The organism is Streptomyces peucetius (assembly GCF_025854275.1).
Lineage (GTDB): Bacteria > Actinomycetota > Actinomycetes > Streptomycetales > Streptomycetaceae > Streptomyces > Streptomyces peucetius_A.
The window spans coordinates 5,868,576-5,888,350 of the sequence record NZ_CP107567.1; the positions used below are offsets into that span (position 1 = coordinate 5,868,576).

The 19,775-nt window shown below is 73.0% G+C and carries 12 protein-coding genes; 6 read left to right on the forward strand and 6 right to left on the reverse strand.

Annotation, left to right across the window (positions count from 1 at the left end; all coding sequences use genetic code 11):
- Positions 1–144 precede the first annotated feature (144 nt).
- The 6 genes from infB to OGH68_RS26995 all read left to right on the forward strand — a co-directional run bounded on the left by infB (position 145) and on the right by OGH68_RS26995 (position 9,886).
- Positions 145–3,222, forward strand: coding sequence for a translation initiation factor IF-2 (infB, locus tag OGH68_RS26970; protein WP_264247581.1), 3,078 nt, complete (start codon positions 145–147; stop codon positions 3,220–3,222).
- 138 nt (positions 3,223–3,360) lie between these two features.
- Positions 3,361–3,654 (forward strand): DUF503 domain-containing protein, encoded by a 294-nt coding sequence (locus OGH68_RS26975; protein ID WP_264247582.1) that lies wholly within the window; start codon positions 3,361–3,363, stop codon positions 3,652–3,654.
- Positions 3,655–3,681: 27 nt separating this feature from the next.
- On the forward strand, positions 3,682–4,119 hold the full coding sequence (rbfA, locus tag OGH68_RS26980) for a 30S ribosome-binding factor RbfA (protein WP_264247583.1): 438 nt from the start codon (positions 3,682–3,684) through the stop codon (positions 4,117–4,119).
- Entirely contained in the window at positions 4,116–5,015 is a 900-nt protein-coding gene (truB, locus tag OGH68_RS26985; protein WP_264247584.1) for a tRNA pseudouridine(55) synthase TruB, read from the forward strand. Before rbfA ends, truB begins: the two co-directional genes overlap by 4 nt.
- A 213-nt stretch (positions 5,016–5,228) precedes the next feature.
- A complete protein-coding gene (locus tag OGH68_RS26990) occupies positions 5,229–8,888 on the forward strand; it encodes a serine protease (RefSeq protein WP_264247586.1) in 3,660 nt (1,219 codons plus the stop codon).
- A gap of 41 nt (positions 8,889–8,929) precedes the next feature.
- Positions 8,930–9,886: a bifunctional riboflavin kinase/FAD synthetase gene (locus OGH68_RS26995; protein WP_264247587.1), complete on the forward strand. Its 957-nt coding sequence runs from the start codon at positions 8,930–8,932 to the stop codon at positions 9,884–9,886.
- 499 nt (positions 9,887–10,385) lie between these two features.
- Here OGH68_RS26995 and OGH68_RS27000 read toward each other — a convergent pair whose 3' ends face one another.
- The 6 genes from OGH68_RS27000 to OGH68_RS27025 all read right to left on the reverse strand — a co-directional run bounded on the left by OGH68_RS27000 (position 10,386) and on the right by OGH68_RS27025 (position 19,563).
- Complete coding sequence (locus OGH68_RS27000) at positions 10,386–11,429, reverse strand: ABC transporter ATP-binding protein (protein ID WP_264247589.1); 1,044 nt, start codon at positions 11,427–11,429, stop codon at positions 10,386–10,388.
- Entirely contained in the window at positions 11,384–12,367 is a 984-nt protein-coding gene (locus OGH68_RS27005) for an ABC transporter ATP-binding protein (RefSeq protein ID WP_264247590.1), read from the reverse strand. The genes OGH68_RS27000 and OGH68_RS27005 overlap by 46 nt, the downstream gene beginning before the upstream one ends.
- Entirely contained in the window at positions 12,364–13,326 is a 963-nt protein-coding gene (locus tag OGH68_RS27010; protein WP_264247591.1) for an ABC transporter permease, read from the reverse strand. The genes OGH68_RS27005 and OGH68_RS27010 overlap by 4 nt, the downstream gene beginning before the upstream one ends.
- On the reverse strand, positions 13,323–14,375 hold the full coding sequence (locus OGH68_RS27015; RefSeq protein ID WP_264247592.1) for an ABC transporter permease: 1,053 nt from the start codon (positions 14,373–14,375) through the stop codon (positions 13,323–13,325). The genes OGH68_RS27010 and OGH68_RS27015 overlap by 4 nt, the downstream gene beginning before the upstream one ends.
- A 3-nt stretch (positions 14,376–14,378) precedes the next feature.
- A complete protein-coding gene (locus tag OGH68_RS27020) occupies positions 14,379–16,256 on the reverse strand; it encodes an ABC transporter substrate-binding protein (protein ID WP_264247593.1) in 1,878 nt (625 codons plus the stop codon).
- Positions 16,257–16,455: 199 nt separating this feature from the next.
- Positions 16,456–19,563 (reverse strand): SCO5717 family growth-regulating ATPase, encoded by a 3,108-nt coding sequence (locus tag OGH68_RS27025; protein ID WP_264247594.1) that lies wholly within the window; start codon positions 19,561–19,563, stop codon positions 16,456–16,458.
- Between the last annotated feature and the right edge of the window lie 212 nt (positions 19,564–19,775).

Sequence of the window (19,775 nt, forward strand, 5' to 3'; positions counted from 1 at the left end):
AAGTACGGCACGGAACCCCGTGCGGTCAGGTACCTCGCGAGTCGGAAGTAGGTCGAGATTGCGATGAGCACTCGATGAGTACGCGATGAGTACGCCCATGAAGTAGCGACGGTCCGGCGGTAACCCGGACCTAAAAGGAGCGAAGTGGCTAAGGTCCGGGTATACGAACTCGCCAAGGAGTTCGGCGTGGAGAGCAAGGTCGTCATGGCCAAGCTCCAAGAACTCGGTGAATTCGTCCGTTCGGCGTCCTCGACGATCGAGGCGCCGGTTGTACGCAAGTTGACTGACGCGCTGCAGGGGCCCGGCGGCAACGCCGGCAAGTCCGCAGCAAAGCCTGGCGCGCCCCGCAAGGCGACGCCCTCGAAGCCCGCAGCGCCCTCCCCGGCGCAGGCGGCACGTCCCGCTGCCCCCAAGCCCGGCGCACCGGCCCCCAAGCCGGCCCCGGCGAGCAGCACCCCTCCCGCGACGCCGGCCCCCGGCCCGCGTCCGACGCCGGGTCCCAAGCCCGCGCCGGCCAAGCCCGCTCCGGCGGCTCCGGTGCCCGCTGCCGAGTTCTCGGCCCCCGCCCCGGCACAGCCCTCCGCGCCGCAGGCGCCGCGTTCCGGCGCCACGCCGGGTCCGCGTCCTGCCCGTCCGGCCCCGTCCGGCGGTCAGCGCGACGGCCGTGACGGTGGCCGCGAAGGCGGCCGTGGCGGCGAGCGTCCGGCGCGTCCCGCCGGCGGCCAGGGCGCCCCGCGCCCCGGTGGCCGCCCGGCCGGTCCGCGTCCGGGCAACAACCCGTTCACGTCCGGTGGCTCCACCGGCATGGCGCGTCCGCAGGCGCCCCGTCCGGGTGGCGCTCCGCGCCCCGGCGGCGGTGCGGCTCCGGGTGCTCCCCGCCCGCAGGGCGGTCCCGGCGGTGCCCCGCGCCCGCAGGGCCAGGGCGGAGCCCGCCCGACTCCCGGCGGCATGCCCCGTCCGCAGGCGCCGCGTCCTGGCGGTGCCCCCGGCGGCAACCGTCCGAACCCCGGCATGATGCCGCAGCGTCCTGCTGCCGGTCCCCGTCCCGGTGGCGGTCCCGGCGGTGGCGGTGGCGGTCGCGGTCCCGGCGGCGCCGGTCGTCCCGGTGGTGCCGGTCGTCCCGGCGGCGGTGGCGGCGGCTTCGCCGGCCGTCCCGGCGGCGGTGGCGGGGGTCGTCCCGGTGGTGGCGGCGGTTTCGCCGGCCGTCCCGGTGGCGGTGGCCCCGGTGGTGGCGGCGGCTTCGGCGGTCGTCCCGGCTTCGGTGGACGTCCCGGCGGCCCCGGCGGCCGTGGTGGCACGCAGGGCGCCTTCGGCCGTCCCGGCGGCCCGGCGCGTCGTGGTCGCAAGTCGAAGCGGCAGAGGCGCCAGGAGTACGAGGCCATGCAGGCCCCGTCGGTCGGCGGTGTGATGCTGCCTCGCGGCAACGGCGAGACCATTCGCCTGTCGCGCGGTGCTTCGCTCACCGACTTCGCGGAGAAGATCAACGCCAACCCGGCGTCGCTCGTCGCGGTCATGATGAACCTCGGCGAGATGGTCACCGCGACGCAGTCCGTCTCCGACGAGACGCTGTCGCTTCTCGGTGACGAGATGAACTACACCGTCCAGATCGTCAGCCCGGAGGAGGAGGACCGCGAGCTTCTCGAGTCCTTCGACATCGAGTTCGGCGAGGACGAGGGCGGCGACGAGGCCCTGGTCTCGCGTCCGCCGGTGGTGACCGTCATGGGTCACGTCGACCACGGTAAGACCAGGCTGCTGGACGCGATCCGCAAGACGAACGTCGTCGCGGGCGAGGCCGGCGGTATCACGCAGCACATCGGTGCGTACCAGGTCGCGACCGAGGTCAACGGCGAAGAGCGGGCCATCACCTTCATCGACACCCCGGGTCACGAGGCGTTCACCGCCATGCGTGCCCGTGGTGCGAAGTCCACCGACATCGCGATCCTCGTGGTCGCGGCGAACGACGGTGTGATGCCCCAGACGATCGAGGCGCTGAACCACGCCAAGGCGGCCGAGGTGCCGATCGTGGTCGCGGTCAACAAGATCGACGTCGAGGGTGCCGACCCGACCAAGGTGCGTGGTCAGCTCACCGAGTTCGGTCTGGTGGCCGAGGAGTACGGCGGCGACACCATGTTCGTCGACATCTCCGCCAAGCAGGGTCTGAACATCGACTCCCTGCTGGAGGCCGTGGTCCTCACCGCGGACGCCTCGCTCGACCTGCGGGCCAACCCGGAGCAGGACGCGCAGGGCATCGCGATCGAGGCCCACCTGGACAAGGGCCGCGGCGCCGTCGCGACCGTCCTCGTCCAGCGAGGCACGCTGCGCGTCGGTGACACGATGGTCGCCGGTGACGCGTACGGCCGGGTCCGCGCCATGCTCGACGACAAGGGCGAGAACGTGGAGATCGCGGGTCCCTCGACCCCCGTTCTCGTGCTCGGTCTCACCAATGTCCCGGGCGCGGGCGACAACTTCCTGGTCGTCGACGAGGACCGTACGGCCCGTCAGATCGCCGAGAAGCGCGCCGCCCGTGAGCGCAACGCCGCGTTCGCCAAGCGCACCCGCCGGGTGTCCCTCGAGGACCTCGACAAGGTGCTCAAGGCCGGCGAGGTCCAGCAGCTCAACCTCATCATCAAGGGCGACGCGTCCGGTTCGGTGGAGGCTCTCGAGTCCTCGCTGCTCCAGCTCGACGTCGGCGAAGAGGTCGACATCCGCGTGCTGCACCGCGGCGTGGGTGCGGTCACCGAGTCGGACATCGACCTGGCGATGGGCTCCGACGCCATCGTGATCGGCTTCAACGTCCGCGCGGCCGGCCGTGCCTCGCAGATGGCGGACCGTGAGGGCGTCGACGTCCGGTACTACTCGGTGATCTACCAGGCCATCGAGGAGATCGAGGCGGCCCTCAAGGGCATGCTCAAGCCGGAGTACGAAGAGGTCGAGCTCGGCACGGCGGAGATCCGCGAGGTCTTCCGCTCGTCCAAGCTGGGCAACATCGCGGGTGTTCTCATCCGCTCCGGCGAGGTCAAGCGCAACACCAAGGCCCGGCTCATCCGCGACGGCAAGGTCATCGCGGAGAGCCTCAACATCGAGGGTCTGCGTCGCTTCAAGGACGACGTCACCGAGATCCGCGAAGGCTTCGAGGGTGGTATCAACCTCGGAAACTTCAACGACATCAAGGTCGACGACGTCATCGCGACGTACGAGATGCGCGAGAAGCCGCGAGGCTGACGCACAGCACGTCCGGGGCCGGTCGGCGGAAGTATTTCCGTCGATCGGCCCCGGCCGTTGCGTGTACCGTTTGAGTGTCCCTGCCAAGCAGCCGCGGCAGGGCCCCAGACCCCGAACCGGCGGGACATCCGGACATACATGTATGTGGGGACACTGTCCTTCGACCTGCTTCTCGGCGACGTACGGTCGCTGAAGGAGAAGCGTTCCGTGGTCCGCCCCATCGTCGCCGAGCTCCAGCGGAAGTACGCGGTGAGCGTGGCGGAGGTGGGCGGCCAGGATCTCCATCGCCGGGCCGAGATCGGCCTGGCCGTGGTGTCCGGCGACACCGGGCACCTCACTGACGTACTCGACCGGTGCGAGCGCCTCGTCGCCGCCCGGCCCGAGGTGGAACTGCTGTCCGTCAGGCGCAGACTCCACAGCGACGAAGACTGAATGCAAGGCAAAGAAGGAGACGGACCAGTGGCCGACAACGCGCGGGCGAAGAAGCTGGCGGACCTCATCCGGGAGGTGGTCGCCCAGAAGCTGCAGCGCGGCATCAAGGACCCTCGCCTGGGAACGCACGTGACCATCACGGACACCCGCGTCACCGGCGACCTGCGGGAGGCCACGGTCTTCTACACGGTCTACGGCGACGACGAGGACCGGGCCAGTGCCGCGGCGGGTCTGGAGAGCGCCAAGGGCGTCCTCCGCTCCGCGGTCGGTGCGGCGGCGGGCACCAAGTTCACGCCGACCCTCACCTTCGTGGCCGACGCGCTCCCCGAGAACGCCAAGACGATCGAGGACCTCCTCCACAAGGCGCGGGCCTCCGACGCCAAGGTCCGCGAGGCGTCCTCCGGCGCCACGTACGCGGGCGAGGCCGACCCGTACCGCAAGCCCGAGGACGAAGCCTCGGAATGACACAGCGCACCGCACCGCCCGACGGCCTTGTCATCGTCGACAAGCCGTCGGGCTTCACTTCGCACGACGTCGTCGCCAAGATGCGCGGGATCGCCAGGACCCGCCGCGTCGGACACGCGGGGACGCTCGACCCCATGGCCACCGGTGTGCTCGTACTCGGCGTCGAGAGGGCCACCAAGCTGCTCGGACACCTCGCGCTGACCGAGAAGGAGTACCTCGGCACCATCAGGCTGGGGCAGAACACCGTCACGGACGACGCGGAAGGCGAGGTCACCTCCTCCGCCGACGCGTCCGGCGTCACCCGCGAGGCGATCGACGCGGGCGTCGCCGAGCTCACCGGCGACATCATGCAGGTGCCGTCCAAGGTCAGCGCCATCAAGATCGACGGCAAGCGGTCGTACGCGCGGGTCCGCGGCGGCGAGGAGTTCGACATCCCCGCCAGGCCGGTCACCGTCTCCGCGTTCCGCGTCCACGACGTCCGCGCGACGACCACGGACGACGGTCTCGCCGTCGTCGACCTGGTGGTCTCCGTGGTCTGCTCCTCCGGCACCTACATCCGGGCGCTCGCCCGCGACCTCGGTGCCGGTCTGGGCGTCGGCGGCCATCTGACGGCCCTGCGGCGCACCCGGGTCGGCCCGTACGGCCTGGACGCGGCGAAGACGCTCGACCAGCTCCAGGAGGAGTTGACCGTCATGCCCATCGCCGAGGCGGCCGCAGCGGCGTTCCCCCGCTGGGACGTGGACGAGCGGCGGGCCAAGCTGCTCACCAACGGGGTACGGCTCGACATGCCGGCGTACGACCGTGCGCCGGTGGCGGTCTTCGGGCCGGACGACCGTTTCCTGGCGCTCGTGGAGGAGCGGAACGGCAAGGCCAAGAGCCTCGCCGTCTTCGGCTGAGGCGCACCGGCCGCCCCGCTGTGCTCGTCGCGGGACGGCCGGCCCCCACCGGCCGCCCCGCGTCCCCCTCGTTTCCCCCGGAGAGGGTCTATCCATTGCGGACCCTTGATTCACCCCTTCGAGCAGGCGCTCGGAGTGAACGGGGGGTGCACTGGGGGGCGCGTTCGGCATGAGGCTTCTCCCACTGATCATCTTCGACCTAACGTCGTCGGCATGGGACGCGCTGACCTGGCAGGTTTGGTACGGATCTGCGATCCGGCCGGCCGACCGTACGGCACCGGCTTCGTCGCCGACGACATCGGCACGGTCGTGACCGGCCACGACGTGATCCACGCGCTGCCCCGGCCCTTCCTGCTGCCGCTGGACGGCGACGGCCCCGCCGTCGAGGCCGTCACCGTCACCCTGCTGCCCGACCACGGGCTCGCCCTGCTGCACACGGACGGCCTGCGGCTCCCGCCCCTGCCCATCGGGGCGCGCGAACGTGTGGAGCCCGGTACGTATGTGCGCCTCGCGGCGGGCGGCTGGCGCGAGGCGCGGGTGCTCTCCGCCGACCGCGGCGTGCTGGAGCTCGCCATCGGCACCGACGGCAGCGACGCCCTGCGGCTGGCGGGCACCGCCGCCGGCGGGCCGGTGCTCGACGCCGCGACGGGCGCGGCCCTGGCCGTGCTCGCCGCCCCGCCCCCGCCGGGCGCCCCCACGGCAGCCCTCGCACGGCCCCTGGGCACGGCCCGGTCGGCACCGCACACCGCCCTGCTGCGCAGAAACGCCGCGACCGCCCCCGCCTACGGGCAGGACCTGAACCTGGCGGCGGTACTCGAGCTGACCGCCACCTCGCTCGGCCGGGCCGGCGCCCCCGACGACGACTGGCCGCAGCCCGTCCGACGACCCGAGGTGGAGCGGGAGTTCGCGGCCTTCACCGGACCGGGCGGCACCGGCCCCGTGCTCGGCCTCGTCGGCGCACCCGGGACCGGCCGGACGACGGAACTCCGCGCCCTCGCCGCCCGCCGCGCCCACGGCCCCGAACCGGCCCCCACCCTCTGGCTGCGCGGCGCCGACCTGCGCACCGGTGACACGTCCGTCGCCGACGCCGTCGCGCGCGGCCTGCGCGACGCCGCCCGGATCCTCGCCGTACCGGAGCGGCAGACGGGACCCGACCCGGCAGCGCGCCTGGCCGCGGAGGCGGGGCGGCCGCTGCTGGTCGTCCTCGACGGCCTGGAGGAGATCGAGCCGGGGACGGCACGGGCCCTGCCGGAATGGACATCGGCCACGGTGGACTGGCTGCTCCGCACGGGCGCCCGGCTGGTGATCTCATGCCGCCCCGAACACTGGGACAAGGCCGGAGCGCTCTTCCCGCCAGGTGCGCTGCACCGCCCGACGACGCTCGCGGCCGGTTCCGGACGCGCCGGCGCGGTCGGGGCGCCGGGCGGCCTTGCGGCGTCTGCGCCGCGGGGCGCCGGGCACGGCCCGCGGCACGGCGACGGGGGGCGGCGCGCGGGCGCGGGCCCTGGCGGCGGGGGGCCGGACCGGGCCGTGCCGGTGCCGCCGTCGCAGTCGCCCTTGCCGGAGGCCGAGGTGCCCGTCGGCGTCGTCCCCGGGGTCGGCCGGCCGGGGCGGCACGTGACGGCCGGTGCGGCCGGCGTCGCGGAGCCGGAGCAGTCACCGGTCTGCGACAGTCCTCGCAGCCTGCCTCCCCGGACGCCGTCCCCGCCCGCGCTGAGCCTCGGGGACCTCACCGCCGAGCAGGCCCGCCTGGCACGCGAGCGGTACGGCCTCGCGGCCGGCGCCGTCGCGGCCGGCGACGAGCGGCATCCGCTGGTCCTGCGGCTGCTCGCGGAGGTGCGCCGGGCCGCGCCCGGCGCACCTTCCGGCAGGCCGGGCCGCGCGGACGTCTACGGCGCATACCTGGACCTCCTCTGCCTGCGGATCGCGGTCCGCATCACCGCCGCAGGCGGCTGCGCGACCCCGGGCGCCGCCGTCCGCCGGCTCGCCGCCGCGGTCGCCCGGCGGACCCACGAGGCCGCGCGGCGCTGCCTGGGGCCCGGCCACGGGCGGCTCGACCGCGCGGCGTTCGAGGAGCTCTTCCCGTGGGCGGGCGGCTGGGCGTCCGCCGTCCTCACCGAGGGCCTGCTGGTCCCGGCGGGCGACGGCTACCGCTTCGTGCACGAGGAACTGTCCGACTGGCTCCAGGGCGCGCATCTCGACCTCGACGCGGCTCTGCACTCCCTCGTGCAGCGCGCACCCGGCGAGGAAGGCCCGGCCGTGCCCCGCCATCGCATCGGCCCCGTCGTCCAAGGACTACTGCTGCTCGGCCGGGAGCACGGCCCGCACCACCTTGCCTCCAGGCTCTCCCGACTCGTCGACGCGCTCGACGATCCCAGTGCCCCCGAAGCCCACTGGTGGGCCTTCGTACTCCTGCGCGAGGTCCTGTCCCGTGTGCCGGACGCCGAACCGTATCTCGCCGTCCTGCACCGGCTCGCCGAGCGCCCGGACGGCGCGTACCCGCCCGGCTTCTGGGCCCGATTGCCCCTCGGCGACCCGAGCAGACTCGACCTCCTGCGGAGACTCGTCCCCACCGACCCGCCCCCCACCCCGGCCGCCGACGCGCCCGCCGGGCCCCGCCACCTGGAGCTCGCCGACGAACGGCTGACGGCCGCCCCCAGGGCCGTACAGCCGCTGCTGTGCCGGTGGTTCGACGACGAGACACCCCTGGCCGCAGAGGCCGACGCCGCCGTGCGCCCCACCGTGGGAGCCGCCGCCCAGGCACTGCTCTACGCCCGGCACGGGCTCGCCGCCGACGACCTCACCGAGGCCCTCGCCGACACCCCGCACCCCCGGGCCGCCGAACTCCTCTGCGCGCTCGCCGAGGACGCGCCGTCCGCGATGTGCCGGGCCGTCGACCGCTGGGCCCGCGACCCCCGGCCCGGGCGACGGGCGGCAGCCGCCGCCTACGCCGCGCTGATCACGACCTCCGACGCGGCCGACCGGGGCCTGCTCCGGCGCGCCGCACGCGCGCTGCTCGCCGGGACCCGGGACGCCTACGGGCCCGCGCTCACCGTCCTGGTCCGCGACCCGGTCAGCAGGGACCGCCACCTGGAACGCGCCCTGGAGCTCGTCGCGACCGGCGACCCACGCCTGCCCGTCGGCGCGCTCGCCGAAGCGGTGTCCAGCCACCCCGGCCCCGTCCTCGCCGCCCTCCGGACCCGTCTGCTGCGACCGGGGCACGAGGCCGACGCGGAGGAGATCCTCACCACACTCGCCCGGGCCGCCACCACCTCCGCCACCGCCCGCCGGGCCGCCGCCCTCGTGTGCGAGTTCGTCGACCACCGCCCCGACGGCGGGGCCCACGCCGCCGCGTACGTCCACCACCGCCTCGAACACGGACCCGACGGACGGGACGTCCTCTTCCCGCTCGTCACCCACCTCGTACGAGGACGGCCGGCCCGCGTACGCATCTCGCTCGCGACCGTCCTCGCCGCACCGGGCAGCCCGGCCTCCCGCCCGCTGCGGGCCGAGCTGCTCGACGTACTGCTGCGCTACGAGCAGTACGAGGCCCGTGACCTCGCCGTCCTCGACGCCCTGCTGCACGCCGCGGCGCACGGCAGCGGCGCACAGGACGAGGAGTGGACCCGGGCACTGGTGCACCGCACGGGCCTGGTGCTGGTCCGTACCGCCGCAGGCGCGGCCTGCTTCGACCGTCGGCTCACCGAGCTCGCCCGCGAGGTGCCCGCCTTCGCCGTGCTGATGGCCCGCTGGCCGGCCGTGGATCCGCAGGAATGGGCCGCCGTGGCGGCCTGCCGGTCCCTCGGCACACGAGCCGGTCCGGTGCCGATGCCGACCGGGAGCCTGGGGCATGGCAGTCTTAGACCTGCGTAATCGGCAATCACGTACACGGGTTCGGGCGAGGAGCGGTCACAGTGCAGCGCTGGCGTGGCTTGGAGGACATCCCCCAGGACTGGGGACGCAGCGTCGTCACCATCGGCTCCTACGACGGGGTGCACCGCGGGCACCAGCTGATCATCGGACGTGCCGTGGAGCGGGCGCGGGAGCTCGGTGTGCCCTCGGTCGTCGTGACCTTCGACCCGCACCCCAGCGAGGTCGTCCGCCCGGGCAGCCACCCGCCGCTCCTCGCGCCCCACCACCGGCGCGCCGACCTGATGGCCGAGCTCGGCGTGGACGCGGTGCTCGTGCTGCCGTTCACGAGCGAGTTCTCGAAGCTCTCACCGGCCGACTTCATCGTGAAGGTACTGGTCGACAAGCTGCACGCGCGTGCCGTCATCGAAGGCCCCAACTTCCGCTTCGGCCACCGCGCGGCGGGCGACGTCGCCTTCCTCGCCGAACTCGGCTCGACGTACGACTACGACGTCGAGGTCGTCGACCTGTACGTGCGGGGCGAGGCGGGCGGCGGCGAGCCGTTCTCCTCGACCCTGACCCGCCGGCTGATCGCCGAGGGCGACGTCGAGGGCGCCTCCGAGATCCTCGGTCGCCCGCACCGCGTCGAGGGCGTCGTCGTGCGCGGCGCCCAGCGCGGCCGCGAACTCGGCTTCCCGACGGCGAACGTGGAGACCCTGCCGCACACCGCGATCCCGGCGGACGGCGTGTACGCGGGCTGGCTGACGGCGGCCGGCGAACGCATGCCGGCGGCGATCTCGGTCGGCACGAACCCCCAGTTCGACGGCACGGAGCGCACGGTCGAGGCGTACGCGATCGACCGCGTGGGGCTCGATCTGTACGGGCTGCACGTGACGGTGGACTTCCTGGCGTACGTGCGGGGCCAGGAGAAGTTCGACACGATCGAGTCGCTGTTGGTGGCGATGGGGGACGACGTGAAGAAGTGCCGCGAGCTGACTGCGGCGTACGACGCGGGCCGCTGACGCTTTTGGGCGGGGCCCGGTCCGTGTGGGCCTCGAGCGTGACCTGCTCCGGGCGCTTCCCCCGGCCCGTGCGCGCCGTGCGGTCTCGGGCCCGGCGACGCGGTCCGCCGCGCCTGGCACCGTGGGCGGCTGTTCCCCCACCCCGCCCCTTCCCGCTGTACCGATGTGCGGGGCTCCGCCGCGTGGCGGGCTCCGCCCGGCCCCGGCCCCGGCCCCGCGCGGTGCTGACGGGGGCTCCGCCCCCGAACCCCCGCGCCTCAAACGCCGGCGAGGCTGGATTTCGCTCCCGCGTCTCGATCGTCGGCGAGGCTGGAATTGCCCGCCGGGGCTGATGTGCCGCGCATCGGCACATCAGCCCCGGCCGGCGTTTGAGGCCACCGCGCGAAGCGCGGTACCGGGGCACGGGGCGGAGCCCCGAACGGGGTCCGGGGGCCGAGCCCCCGGTTTCGGGAAGGGGCGGGGTGGGGGAACGGCCCCGCGCAACGGGCGGGGCCGGGGGTCAGGGGGAGGCCGTCGCCCAGTGGCACGCGACCTGCGAGGCATGTGCGTTCGGCAGGACCGGCAGGTCGCGGGAGCGGCACAGGTCCGCCACGCCCGCCTCGTCCGCCCGCCCCGACGACAGGACCTGGCAGCGGGCGTGGAAGCGGCAGCCCTCCGGGATACGGGACGGGTCCGGCGGCTCGCCGGTGAGGACCACCGGGGTGCCTTCCGACTCCGGCAGGACCGACAACAGCGCCTGCGTGTACGGGTGCTGCGGCGACGTCAGGACGTCCTCCACGGGCCCCGACTCCACGATCCGCCCCAGGTACATCACCGCCACCCGGTCCGCGATGTTCCACGCCAGGCCCAGGTCGTGCGTCACGACCAGCGCGGACAGGCCCAGTTCGTCCCTCAGCCGCAGCAGCAGTGCCAGGATCTCGCCGCGTACGGACGCGTCGAGCGAGGCCACCGGCTCGTCGGCGACGATGAGCTCCGGCTGGAGGACCAGCGCGCCCGCGATGACGACGCGCTGCCGCTGACCGCCGGAGAGCTCGTGCGGGTAGCGGAGGAAGAAGCGTTCGGGCGGACGCAGACCGGCCCGGGACAGCGCCTCGGCGACCGCCGTCCGCTCGTCACCCGCGTAACCGTGGATCCGCAGGCCCTCCGCGACCGCGTCGTACACGGTGTGCCGCGGGTTGAGTGATCCGCTCGGGTCCTGGAGCACGAGCTGCACCCGCTTGCGGTACGCCTTCAGCGCGCGTGAGCCGTGGCCGAGGGGCTGCCCGCCGAAAGTGACCTGCCCGGAGGTGGGGGTCACCAGGCCGAGGAGCGAGCGCGCGAGTGTGGTCTTGCCGCAGCCGGATTCGCCGACGAGGGCGACGATCTCGCCCGCACCGATGTCGAGGTCGACGCCGTCCACGGCGCGTGCCGGCGCCCCGCCCCTGCGTCCCGGGAAGGTGACGTGGAGGCCGGCGGCGGACAGCAGGGGAGAGGTGGTGGTCACGACGGGCTCCTGTGTCACAGCTGCTTCTCCGTTCCTGCCGCCGCGCCCACCAGCACGCATGCCGCCCGATGTCCCTCGCCCGTGGCGACCAGCGCCTGGTCCTGCTCGGAGCAGGTGTCGAGCGCGACCGGGCAGCGCGGGTGGAACGTGCAGCCCCCGGGCAGCGACGAAGGGTCCGGCGGGTCGCCGGGGAGGCCGCGCGGCGCCCGGCGCGACGCCGGGTCGCCGATACGGGGGAACGCGGCGGACAGTGCCCGCCCGTAGGGGTGTTCGGCTCTGTCGTAGACGGCGCGGGCCGGGCCCTCCTCGACGACCCTCCCCGCGTACATCACCGCGAGCCGGTCGCAGGTGTCGGCCAGCACCCCCAGATCGTGGCTGATCATCAGCAGGCTGATGTCCTGCTCGGCGACCAGCTGCTCGATCAGCCGCAGGATCTGGGCCTGGATCATCACGTCGAGCGCGGTCGTCGGTTCGTCGGCGACGATCAGCCGCGGATCGCAGGCGAGGGCCATCGCGATCATGACGCGCTGCCGCTGCCCGCCGGAGAGTTCGTGCGGGTAGGCGTCGGCGCGGGCCGCCGGCAGCCCCACGTGCTGCAGCAGTTCGCCCACGCGCCGTTTCGCTTCCGCGGGGGTGGAGCCGCGGTGCAGCAGGATCGGCTCGGCGATCTGGTCGCCGACGCGGTGCACCGCGTTGAGCGAGTGCATCGCGCCCTGGAAGACGATGGACGCGCCCGCCCACCGTACGGCTCGCAGTCGCCCCCACTTCATGGTGAGGACGTCCTCGCCGTCGAGCAGGATCTCGCCGGTCAGCTTCGCGGAGGAGGGCAGCAGCCGCAGCAGCGCCAGGGCCAGCGTCGACTTGCCGCAGCCGGACTCACCGGCGACGCCGAGCTTCTGCCCGGCGGCCAGGGACAGGTCGACGCCGCGTACGGCGGGCACGGCTCGTGTCCCGGAGCCGTAGGTCACATGCAGGTCCTTGACCTCGAGCTGACTCAACGCGCCACTCCCAGCTTCGGGTTGAGCACGGACTCGATGGCCCGCCCGCACAGGGTGAAGGCGAGCGCCACGAGCGCGATGGCGATTCCGGGCGGAGCGAGGTACGACCAGTGTCCGGAGGACACCGCGCCCGCTTCCCGAGCGTCCTGGAGCATGCCGCCCCAGGAGACGACGGTGGGGTCACCGAGACCGAGGAAGGCCAGCGTCGCCTCCGTCAGGATCGCGCTGGAGATGCCGAGCGTGGTCTGCGCGAGCACCAGCGGCATCACGTTCGGCAGGACGTGGCGCTTCATGATGTGGCCGTGTCCGCCGCCGAGGGCCTTGGCGCGCTCGATGTAGGGCCGCGACTCGACGGCGATGGTCTGTGCCCGTACGAGCCGCGCGGTGGTGGGCCAGCTGGCGATGCCGATGGCCAGGATGACCGTCCAGATGTTGCGTGACATCACGGTCGCCAGCACGATCGCCAGCACCAGCGAGGGCATGACCAGGAACCAGTCGGTGATCCGCATCAGTACGGTGGAGAACCAGCCGCCGTAGTGGCCCGCGATGATTCCGACCAGCGTGCCGATGGCCACGGACAGTGCGGCGGCCAGCAGCCCCACGGTGAGGGAGATGCGCGCCCCCCACACCAGCAGCCCGAGCAGCGAGCGCCCGAACTGGTCGGTGCCGAGCAAGAATTCGCTGCTCGGTTTCTCCATGGCCGTGCCGGGCGCGTTGGTGACGCTCTGCACGTCGCTGCCGACGAGCAGGGGCGCGGCGAGCGCCGTCAGTGCGATGAGCGCCAGTGCCGCGAGGCCGAACAGCCCGGCGCGGTGCGTGCGGTACGAGCGCCAGAAGCGGGCCACCGAGTGGCGGCGCCGCTCCCGGGCCAGGGACCTCGCGGTGCGAGCGGGCTCGGCGGTGGGCCCGTCCTGGGGCGCGGGCGTCTTCGTCGTCGGCGGCGTCGGTGTCGTCGTCATCGGCCCACCCGGGGATCGAGCAGCGGATACAGCAGGTCGGCGAGGAGGTTCATAATGATCATCGCACCGGCGAAGACCACGAACAGCCCCTGCACGAGAGGCAGGTCGGGCACGCTGAGCGCCTGGTAGAACAGCCCGCCGAGGCCGGGCCAGGAGAAGACCGTCTCGACCAGGATCGAACCGGCGGCGACATGGCCCAGGTTGATGAACACCATGGTGACGGTCGGCAGCAGCGCGTTCGGTACGGCGTGCCGGCGGCGCACCACGTCGTCACGCAGGCCCTTCGCCCGTGCCGTCGTCAGATAGTCGCTGCCCATCTCGTCGAGCAGCGAGGAACGCATGACCAGCAGCGTCTGCGCGTATCCCACCGCGACGAGGGTGAGGACCGGCAGCACCATGTGGTGCGCCACGTCGACCACGTACGCGAAGCCGGTCTCGTTGCCCGACTCCATGCCGCCGGTCGGGAACATCCCGGGGACGGGACCGACGCCGACGGAGAAGGTGATGATGAGCAACAGCCCGAGCCAGAAGCCCGGCACGGACCACAACGTCAGGGCCACGCCCGTGTTCAGCCGGTCGCCCAGGCTTCCGTGCCGCCACGCCGAACGGGTGCCGAGCCAGAGCCCGATGGCCGAGTAGACGACGACCGCCACCCCGGTGAGCAGCAGCGTCGCCGGGACCTTCTGGGCGATCAGGTCGCCGACGGGGGCGTGGAACTGGTACGACATGCCGAGGTCGCCCGTCAGGGCGCTTCCGCAGTAGTCCGTGAACTGCTGCCACATCGGCTTGTCGAGGCCGAACTGCCTTCGCAGCGTGGCCATCTGCTCCGCCGACGTCGGCACGCCATGGGTCATGGCCTTCACCGGGTCGCCGGGGATGATCCGGAAGAGGAAGAAGCTGGTGACGAGGACGGCGAACAGGGAGACCGCCGCACCGCCGAGCTTGCCCGCCACATAGAGGAGATAGGCGCGTACGTTGCCGCCGCCCGCGGCGCGGGCCTCGGAGGCCCGCGCCACGGCGGTCGTGCCGGTCGTGCTTGTGGTGCTCATCGACTATTCACGGTCTTCCGCGGTGGAACGGCGACGCATCGCGACGAACAGCCCGAGAGCGGCGGCGAGGACGACGGCCGCGCCGATCCCGACGACCACACCCATGGAGGAGCCGCTGTCGGAACCGCCGTCGGCCGCGGCCGGCTCGGCCGACCACCAGCTCCAGTAGCCGTCCTGACCGTAGATGTTGCCGGCCGCCTCCGGCATCGTCGTGATGGACTTGATCTGGTCCGTACGGTACGCCTCGACGGCGTTCGGGTACGCGAGGACATTCATGTAGCCCGTGTCGTACAGCCGCGACTGCATCTGCTTGACCAGGTCGGCGCGCTTGGCCGGGTCGTACTCCACGGCCTGCTTCGCGTACAGCTCGTCGAACTGCTTGTCGCAGATGAAGTTGTCCGTCGCGCCGGTGTCCTTGGGCGTGGCGGGCAGGGCCGCGCAGGTGTGGATCGACAGGACGAAGTCCGGGTCCGGGTTGACGGACCAGCCGTCGAAGGCCAGGTCGTAGTCGCCCTTGAGCCACGGGTCGGAGACGTTGTCGAGGCACTCGACCTTCAGCCCGATGCCGAGCTCGCCCCACCACTCCTGGAGGTACTTGCCGATCGCCTTGTCGTTCGGGTCGGTCGCGTGGCACAGGATGCGGAAGTCGAGCGGCTTGCCGTCCTTGCCGACGCGCTTGCCGCTGCCGTTCTTCTTGTAGCCGGCCTCGTCGAGGAACCGGGCGGCCTCCGCCGGGTCGTACGCGATCTTCTGGCTCGCCTCGGGCTTCCAGAAGTACGACTCGAAGCGCGGCGGGATGTAGCCCTCGCCCTCGACGGCGTGGCCCTGGAAGACCTTGTCGACGATCGTCGCCCGGTCGGTGGCGTGGAACAGTGCCTTGCGCACGGCCGGGTCGAGCAGCGCCTTGTGTCCGTTGCCGAACTTCTTGCCGTCCTTGGACTGCGCGCCCGGGTTGGTGGCGAGTGCGAAGAAGCGGCGGCCGGGAGCGTCGTTGACCTTGATGTTCTCGGCGTTCTTCAAGGCATCGGCCTGGGCCGGGGTGAGGCCCTGGACGAACGACACCTCGCCCTTCCGCAGGGCGGCGACCGCGGCGTCACCGTCCTTGTAGTACTTGAAGACCAGCTCGTCGAACTTGGGCGCCCCGCGCCAGAAGGTCTTGTTCGGCTCGAGCTTCAGATACTGGTCGACCTTGAAGTCCGTGATGACGAACGGGCCGTTGCCGACGATGGGGAACTGCTTGTCGTTGTTGAACTTCGAGAAGTCGCCGACCTTCTCCCACACATGCTTCGGCACGATGGGGACGTCGAGCGCCGTCATCGTGGCCTGAGGCTTCTTCAGCTCGATGACCAGTGTCTTCGGGTCCGGCGCGGTGACCTTCTCGAAGTTGGCCGTGAAACTGCCGTTCGCGGTGGCCGCGTTCGGATCGGTCATCATCTTGTTGAACGTCCAGGCCGCGTCCTCGGCGGTGGCCGGCTTGCCGTCCGACCACTTGGAGTTGTCGCGGATGGTGAACGTCCACGTCAGCTTGTCCGGCGACGACTTCCACTCGGTGGCGAGACCCGGGATCGTGTGGCCGTCCTTGGGGTCGTAGGCGGTGAGGTACTCGTAGGCCAGACGGTGGATGGAAGTGCTCACCAGACGCTGGGCCAGGAACGGGCTCAGCGAGTCGATGCTCTGCGACACGGCGACGGTCAGGACCTGCTTGCCGTCGCCCTCTGCGGCCGCTCCCTTCGCCGTCTGCGCCCGCGCCTGTGGCTGCGCCTGGGCCTGGGGGACCACGGAGCCCGCCATCACCAGTGCGGAGGCCACGGCGCCAGTGGCCAGGACCAATCGGAAGCGGGGACGTTGCCGGGTGCTCTGGGGTGTTGCCGTTGTGACCATGGACAGTGACCTCGCGTCATTACTCGCACGGAGAGGGCGGGTTGGTGATCTCAGGTTCGCCAGCTGGTGAAGCGAAGGTTTATCAGGGTGGTCATGCCGCGTCAACGGCCGCTCAAACCCCGTGTGGGCTGCGGGAATGCGACGAGGACCCGCACCGGTGAGCCGGTGCGGGTCCTCATTGGTTCAGACCTCTGTCGCTCTACTGCTGAGGGGCTGGCGGCGCCTGCGGAGGCTGCTGCTGCGGCCAGCCGGCCGGCGGGAAATGACCGGGCGGAACCTGACCCTGCGCATCGGGTCCGCCGGCTCCCGGAGGCGGCGGACCGGCGGGGTTCGCCGGGGGCTGCGCCTGGGAGGGAGGCGGCTGCTGCTGCCATCCCTGCGGCGGGTATCCCTGCTGCGGCCCGCCGTACGGGGGCGGCGGCTGCTGAGGATGCTGCGGGGGATAGGGCTGATGCGGCTGCTGAGGGTGTTGCGGATGCTGAGGCTGAGACGGATACGGCTGCCCCGGCATCGGCTGCCCGGGCTGTTGCTGTCCGTGTTGTGGCTGGCCCTGCCACGGCCCCTGACCGTGGCCCGGCATCGGCGGCGCGGCCTGCGGCGGCGGGTTGCCGTCCGCCGTCCAGAGCCCCTGCTGCTGCTGGGCGCGCACGAAGTCCTCCGCGATCATTGCGGAGAGGTTGAAGTACGCCTCACGGGTCTTGGGCCGCATCATGTCGAGGTCGACCTCCGCGCCCGCCGCGAGGTGCTCGTCGAACGGCACGACCACCACGCCGCGGCAGCGGGTCTGGAAGTGCTGCACGATGTCGTCGACCTTGATCATCTTGCCGGTCTCGCGGACACCGGAGATGACCGTGATCGAACGCTGCACCAACTCCGCGTATCCGTGGGCGGACAGCCAGTCCAGCGTCGTCGACGCGCTGCTCGCGCCGTCGACGGACGGCGTCGAAATGATGATCAGCTGGTCGGCGAGGTCCAGCACCCCGCGCATCGCGCTGTAGAGCAGGCCCGTGCCCGAGTCGGTGAGGATGATCGGGTACTGCTTGCCCAGCACGTCGATCGCGCGCCGGTAGTCCTCGTCGTTGAACGTCGTCGAGACGGCCGGGTCCACGTCGTTGGCGATGATCTCCAGACCGGAGGGCGCCTGCGAGGTGAAGCGGCGGATGTCCATGTACGAGTTGAGATACGGGATCGCCTGGACCAGGTCACGGATGGTGGCCCCGGTCTCGCGGCGCACCCGGCGGCCCAGGGTGCCGGCGTCCGGGTTGGCGTCGATCGCCAGGATCTTGTCCTGCCGCTCCGTGGCCAGCGTCGAGCCCAGCGCCGTGGTCGTCGTCGTCTTGCCGACACCGCCCTTGAGGGAGATGACCGCGATCCGGTAGCAGGACAGCACCGGCGTACGGATCAGGTCGAGCTTCCGCTGCCGCTCGGCCTCCTCCTTCTTGCCGCCGAGCTTGAAGCGGGCGGCGCCGGAGGGGTTACGGCTCGACTTGGGCTTCTGCTTGTTGTTGCGCAGCAGCCGGTCGGAGGACAGCTCGACGGCCGCCGTGTAGCCGAGCGGAGCGCCCGGCACCGAACGCTCGCGCTGGTCGTGCGTGACGGGCGTGGGCCAGGCCCCGCCGGTCCGCGGGTCGACGGGCGGACCGGGCGTCTGGGGCTGCCAGGGCTGTCCCGGCTGCTGCCCGCCCTGCTGTTGAGGGATCTGGGGCGGCTGGCCCTGCGGCGGCTGCCCCTGGGGCGGCTGGGCGGCCTGCGGGGGCAGCGGCGCGGGCGGTGCGCCTGCGCCGGGCTGTCCGGGCTGCTGTCCCGGCTGCGGGAAGCCGTAGCCCCCTTGCGGGGCCGCGGCGCCGGGGACGGGCGCCCCGGGCACGGGCTGTCCGGGCTGCTGCCCGGAGCCGGCCTGCTGCTGCGGGAAGCCGTAACCACCCTGCGGCGCGGGTGCACCGGGGACGGGCGCGGCCGGCGGCAACGGCGCCCCGGGTACGGGCTGTCCGGGTACGGCGGGACCGGCCTGCTGCGGGAAGCCGTAGCCGCCCTGGGGCTGGCCGGGGGCGGCCTGCTGCGGGAACCCGTAACCACCCTGGGGCGCGGGCGCGGGCGCAGTTGCGGCGGGGCCGGTGGGCTGCCCGGGCTGTTGTCCCGGCTGGGGGAAGCCGTAGCCGCCCGGCTGCCCCGGTGCCTGCGCGGCGGGGTCCGCACCCGGCGCTGCGGATGCCGGCCACTGCGGCGCGGCCGTCGGAGCGGCCGGCTGGAACTCCGGCGGGAGCGGCGGCAGTCCGCTGCCCTGCGCGGTCGGCGCCCAGGGCTGACCCGCAGTGGGGGAGTCCTGGGGCTCCGCGGGAGCCGGCGGGACGTCGTGAGGGGCGTCCTCGGAGGCGGGAGCCGCGGCGTCGGCGGGCTCGTCGTCCGCGGCGGGATCCGTGCCCGCAGCGGCGCCCGGGTGAGGCGCGTCGGCGCTGTCGTCGGTGCCGGTGTCGGTGCCGGTGTCCCGGTCGTGTGCCGAGGCCTCGCCGGACGTGCCGAGGGGCGCGGGTCCAGGTGCCGCGTCGCCGCCGGAGCCACCTGAGGTGTCAGAGGTGTCGGAGTCGGCAGAGCCGTCCACGCCGCGGCCGGCGTCACCGGCCTCGCCGTCACCGTCCGCGCTGCCGTCCTCGGACGCGGCGTCGTGCGACCCTTCCGCGGACCCGCGAGTCTCCGTCTCTGCGTCCGTACGGGACTCCGGGGCCGGATCCGTCTCCCCCCGGGCCTGCGTTCCTTCGGTGGAGCCGTCCGCCCCGCCCGCCTCGGCCGCGGTCCGCTCGGCGATCTCACGCTGCAGCGCGCCGGGGGAGAAGCGCATGGTGGCGCCGCTCTCCACGTCACCGCCGCCCCCGAAGGACTGCCACGACAACTCCGGTTCCTCCGGCGCCGCGGACGCGTTCGCGGGCTCCGGAGCCGCGGTCGGCCCGGGGACCTGCTCCGCATCCGGTGCGGGCGCGGGCGCCGGTACGGCCGGAGGCACGGCGGCCGCGGGTTCCTGCGGCGTGGAGGGCGCCGGTGCGGACGGCGCCGGCGTGGGCGTCCAGTTCGGCTCGTAGCCGCTCCCCGCCGGAAGTCCCGGCACGGCCACGGGCGCACCCTGCGGCGGAGGTGGCACAGGCGCCTGCTGTCCGGTGCCCCCGCCGGAGGTGTCGCCCGCCGCGTTCTGCGTGTACCAGGCAGGCGGGGTGTAGTCGATGGTGAACTCACCCGTCATCTCTGCGGGCTCCGCGTCGGACTCGTCGACGGGAATGTTCCAGCCCCCGTGGATGTCGTCCCGATCGCCGTTCACTTTGCCTCCTGGTGTGGTCGAGCACCCTTGTGCCGTCGTGGGTGGGGGCCACCGCCTTCTTCGGATCGGCCCGGCTCTCCCCCTGGGACGCGGCCGGCATGCGCGCAGGTTCTTCCGCCGTGCCCCGACCCACCCTAATCGCCGACCACGCCACTACGGCAGGCCCGTCCGGCCGTCGGCCGCTGTCCCGTACATCACGCCTTGCCCCCAGG

Coding starts and splice junctions, on each gene's coding strand:
- OGH68_RS26975 (WP_264247582.1), top strand. CDS start 3,361: ATGTATGTGGGGACACTGTCCTTCGACCTGCTTCTCGGCGACGTACGG.
- truB (WP_264247584.1), top strand. CDS start 4,116: ATGACACAGCGCACCGCACCGCCCGACGGCCTTGTCATCGTCGACAAG.
- OGH68_RS26990 (WP_264247586.1), top strand. CDS start 5,229: ATGGGACGCGCTGACCTGGCAGGTTTGGTACGGATCTGCGATCCGGCC.
- OGH68_RS27000 (WP_264247589.1), bottom strand. CDS start 11,429: ATGCGTGCTGGTGGGCGCGGCGGCAGGAACGGAGAAGCAGCTGTGACA.
- OGH68_RS27010 (WP_264247591.1), bottom strand. CDS start 13,326: ATGACGACGACACCGACGCCGCCGACGACGAAGACGCCCGCGCCCCAG.
- OGH68_RS27015 (WP_264247592.1), bottom strand. CDS start 14,375: ATGAGCACCACAAGCACGACCGGCACGACCGCCGTGGCGCGGGCCTCC.
- OGH68_RS27020 (WP_264247593.1), bottom strand. CDS start 16,256: ATGGTCACAACGGCAACACCCCAGAGCACCCGGCAACGTCCCCGCTTC.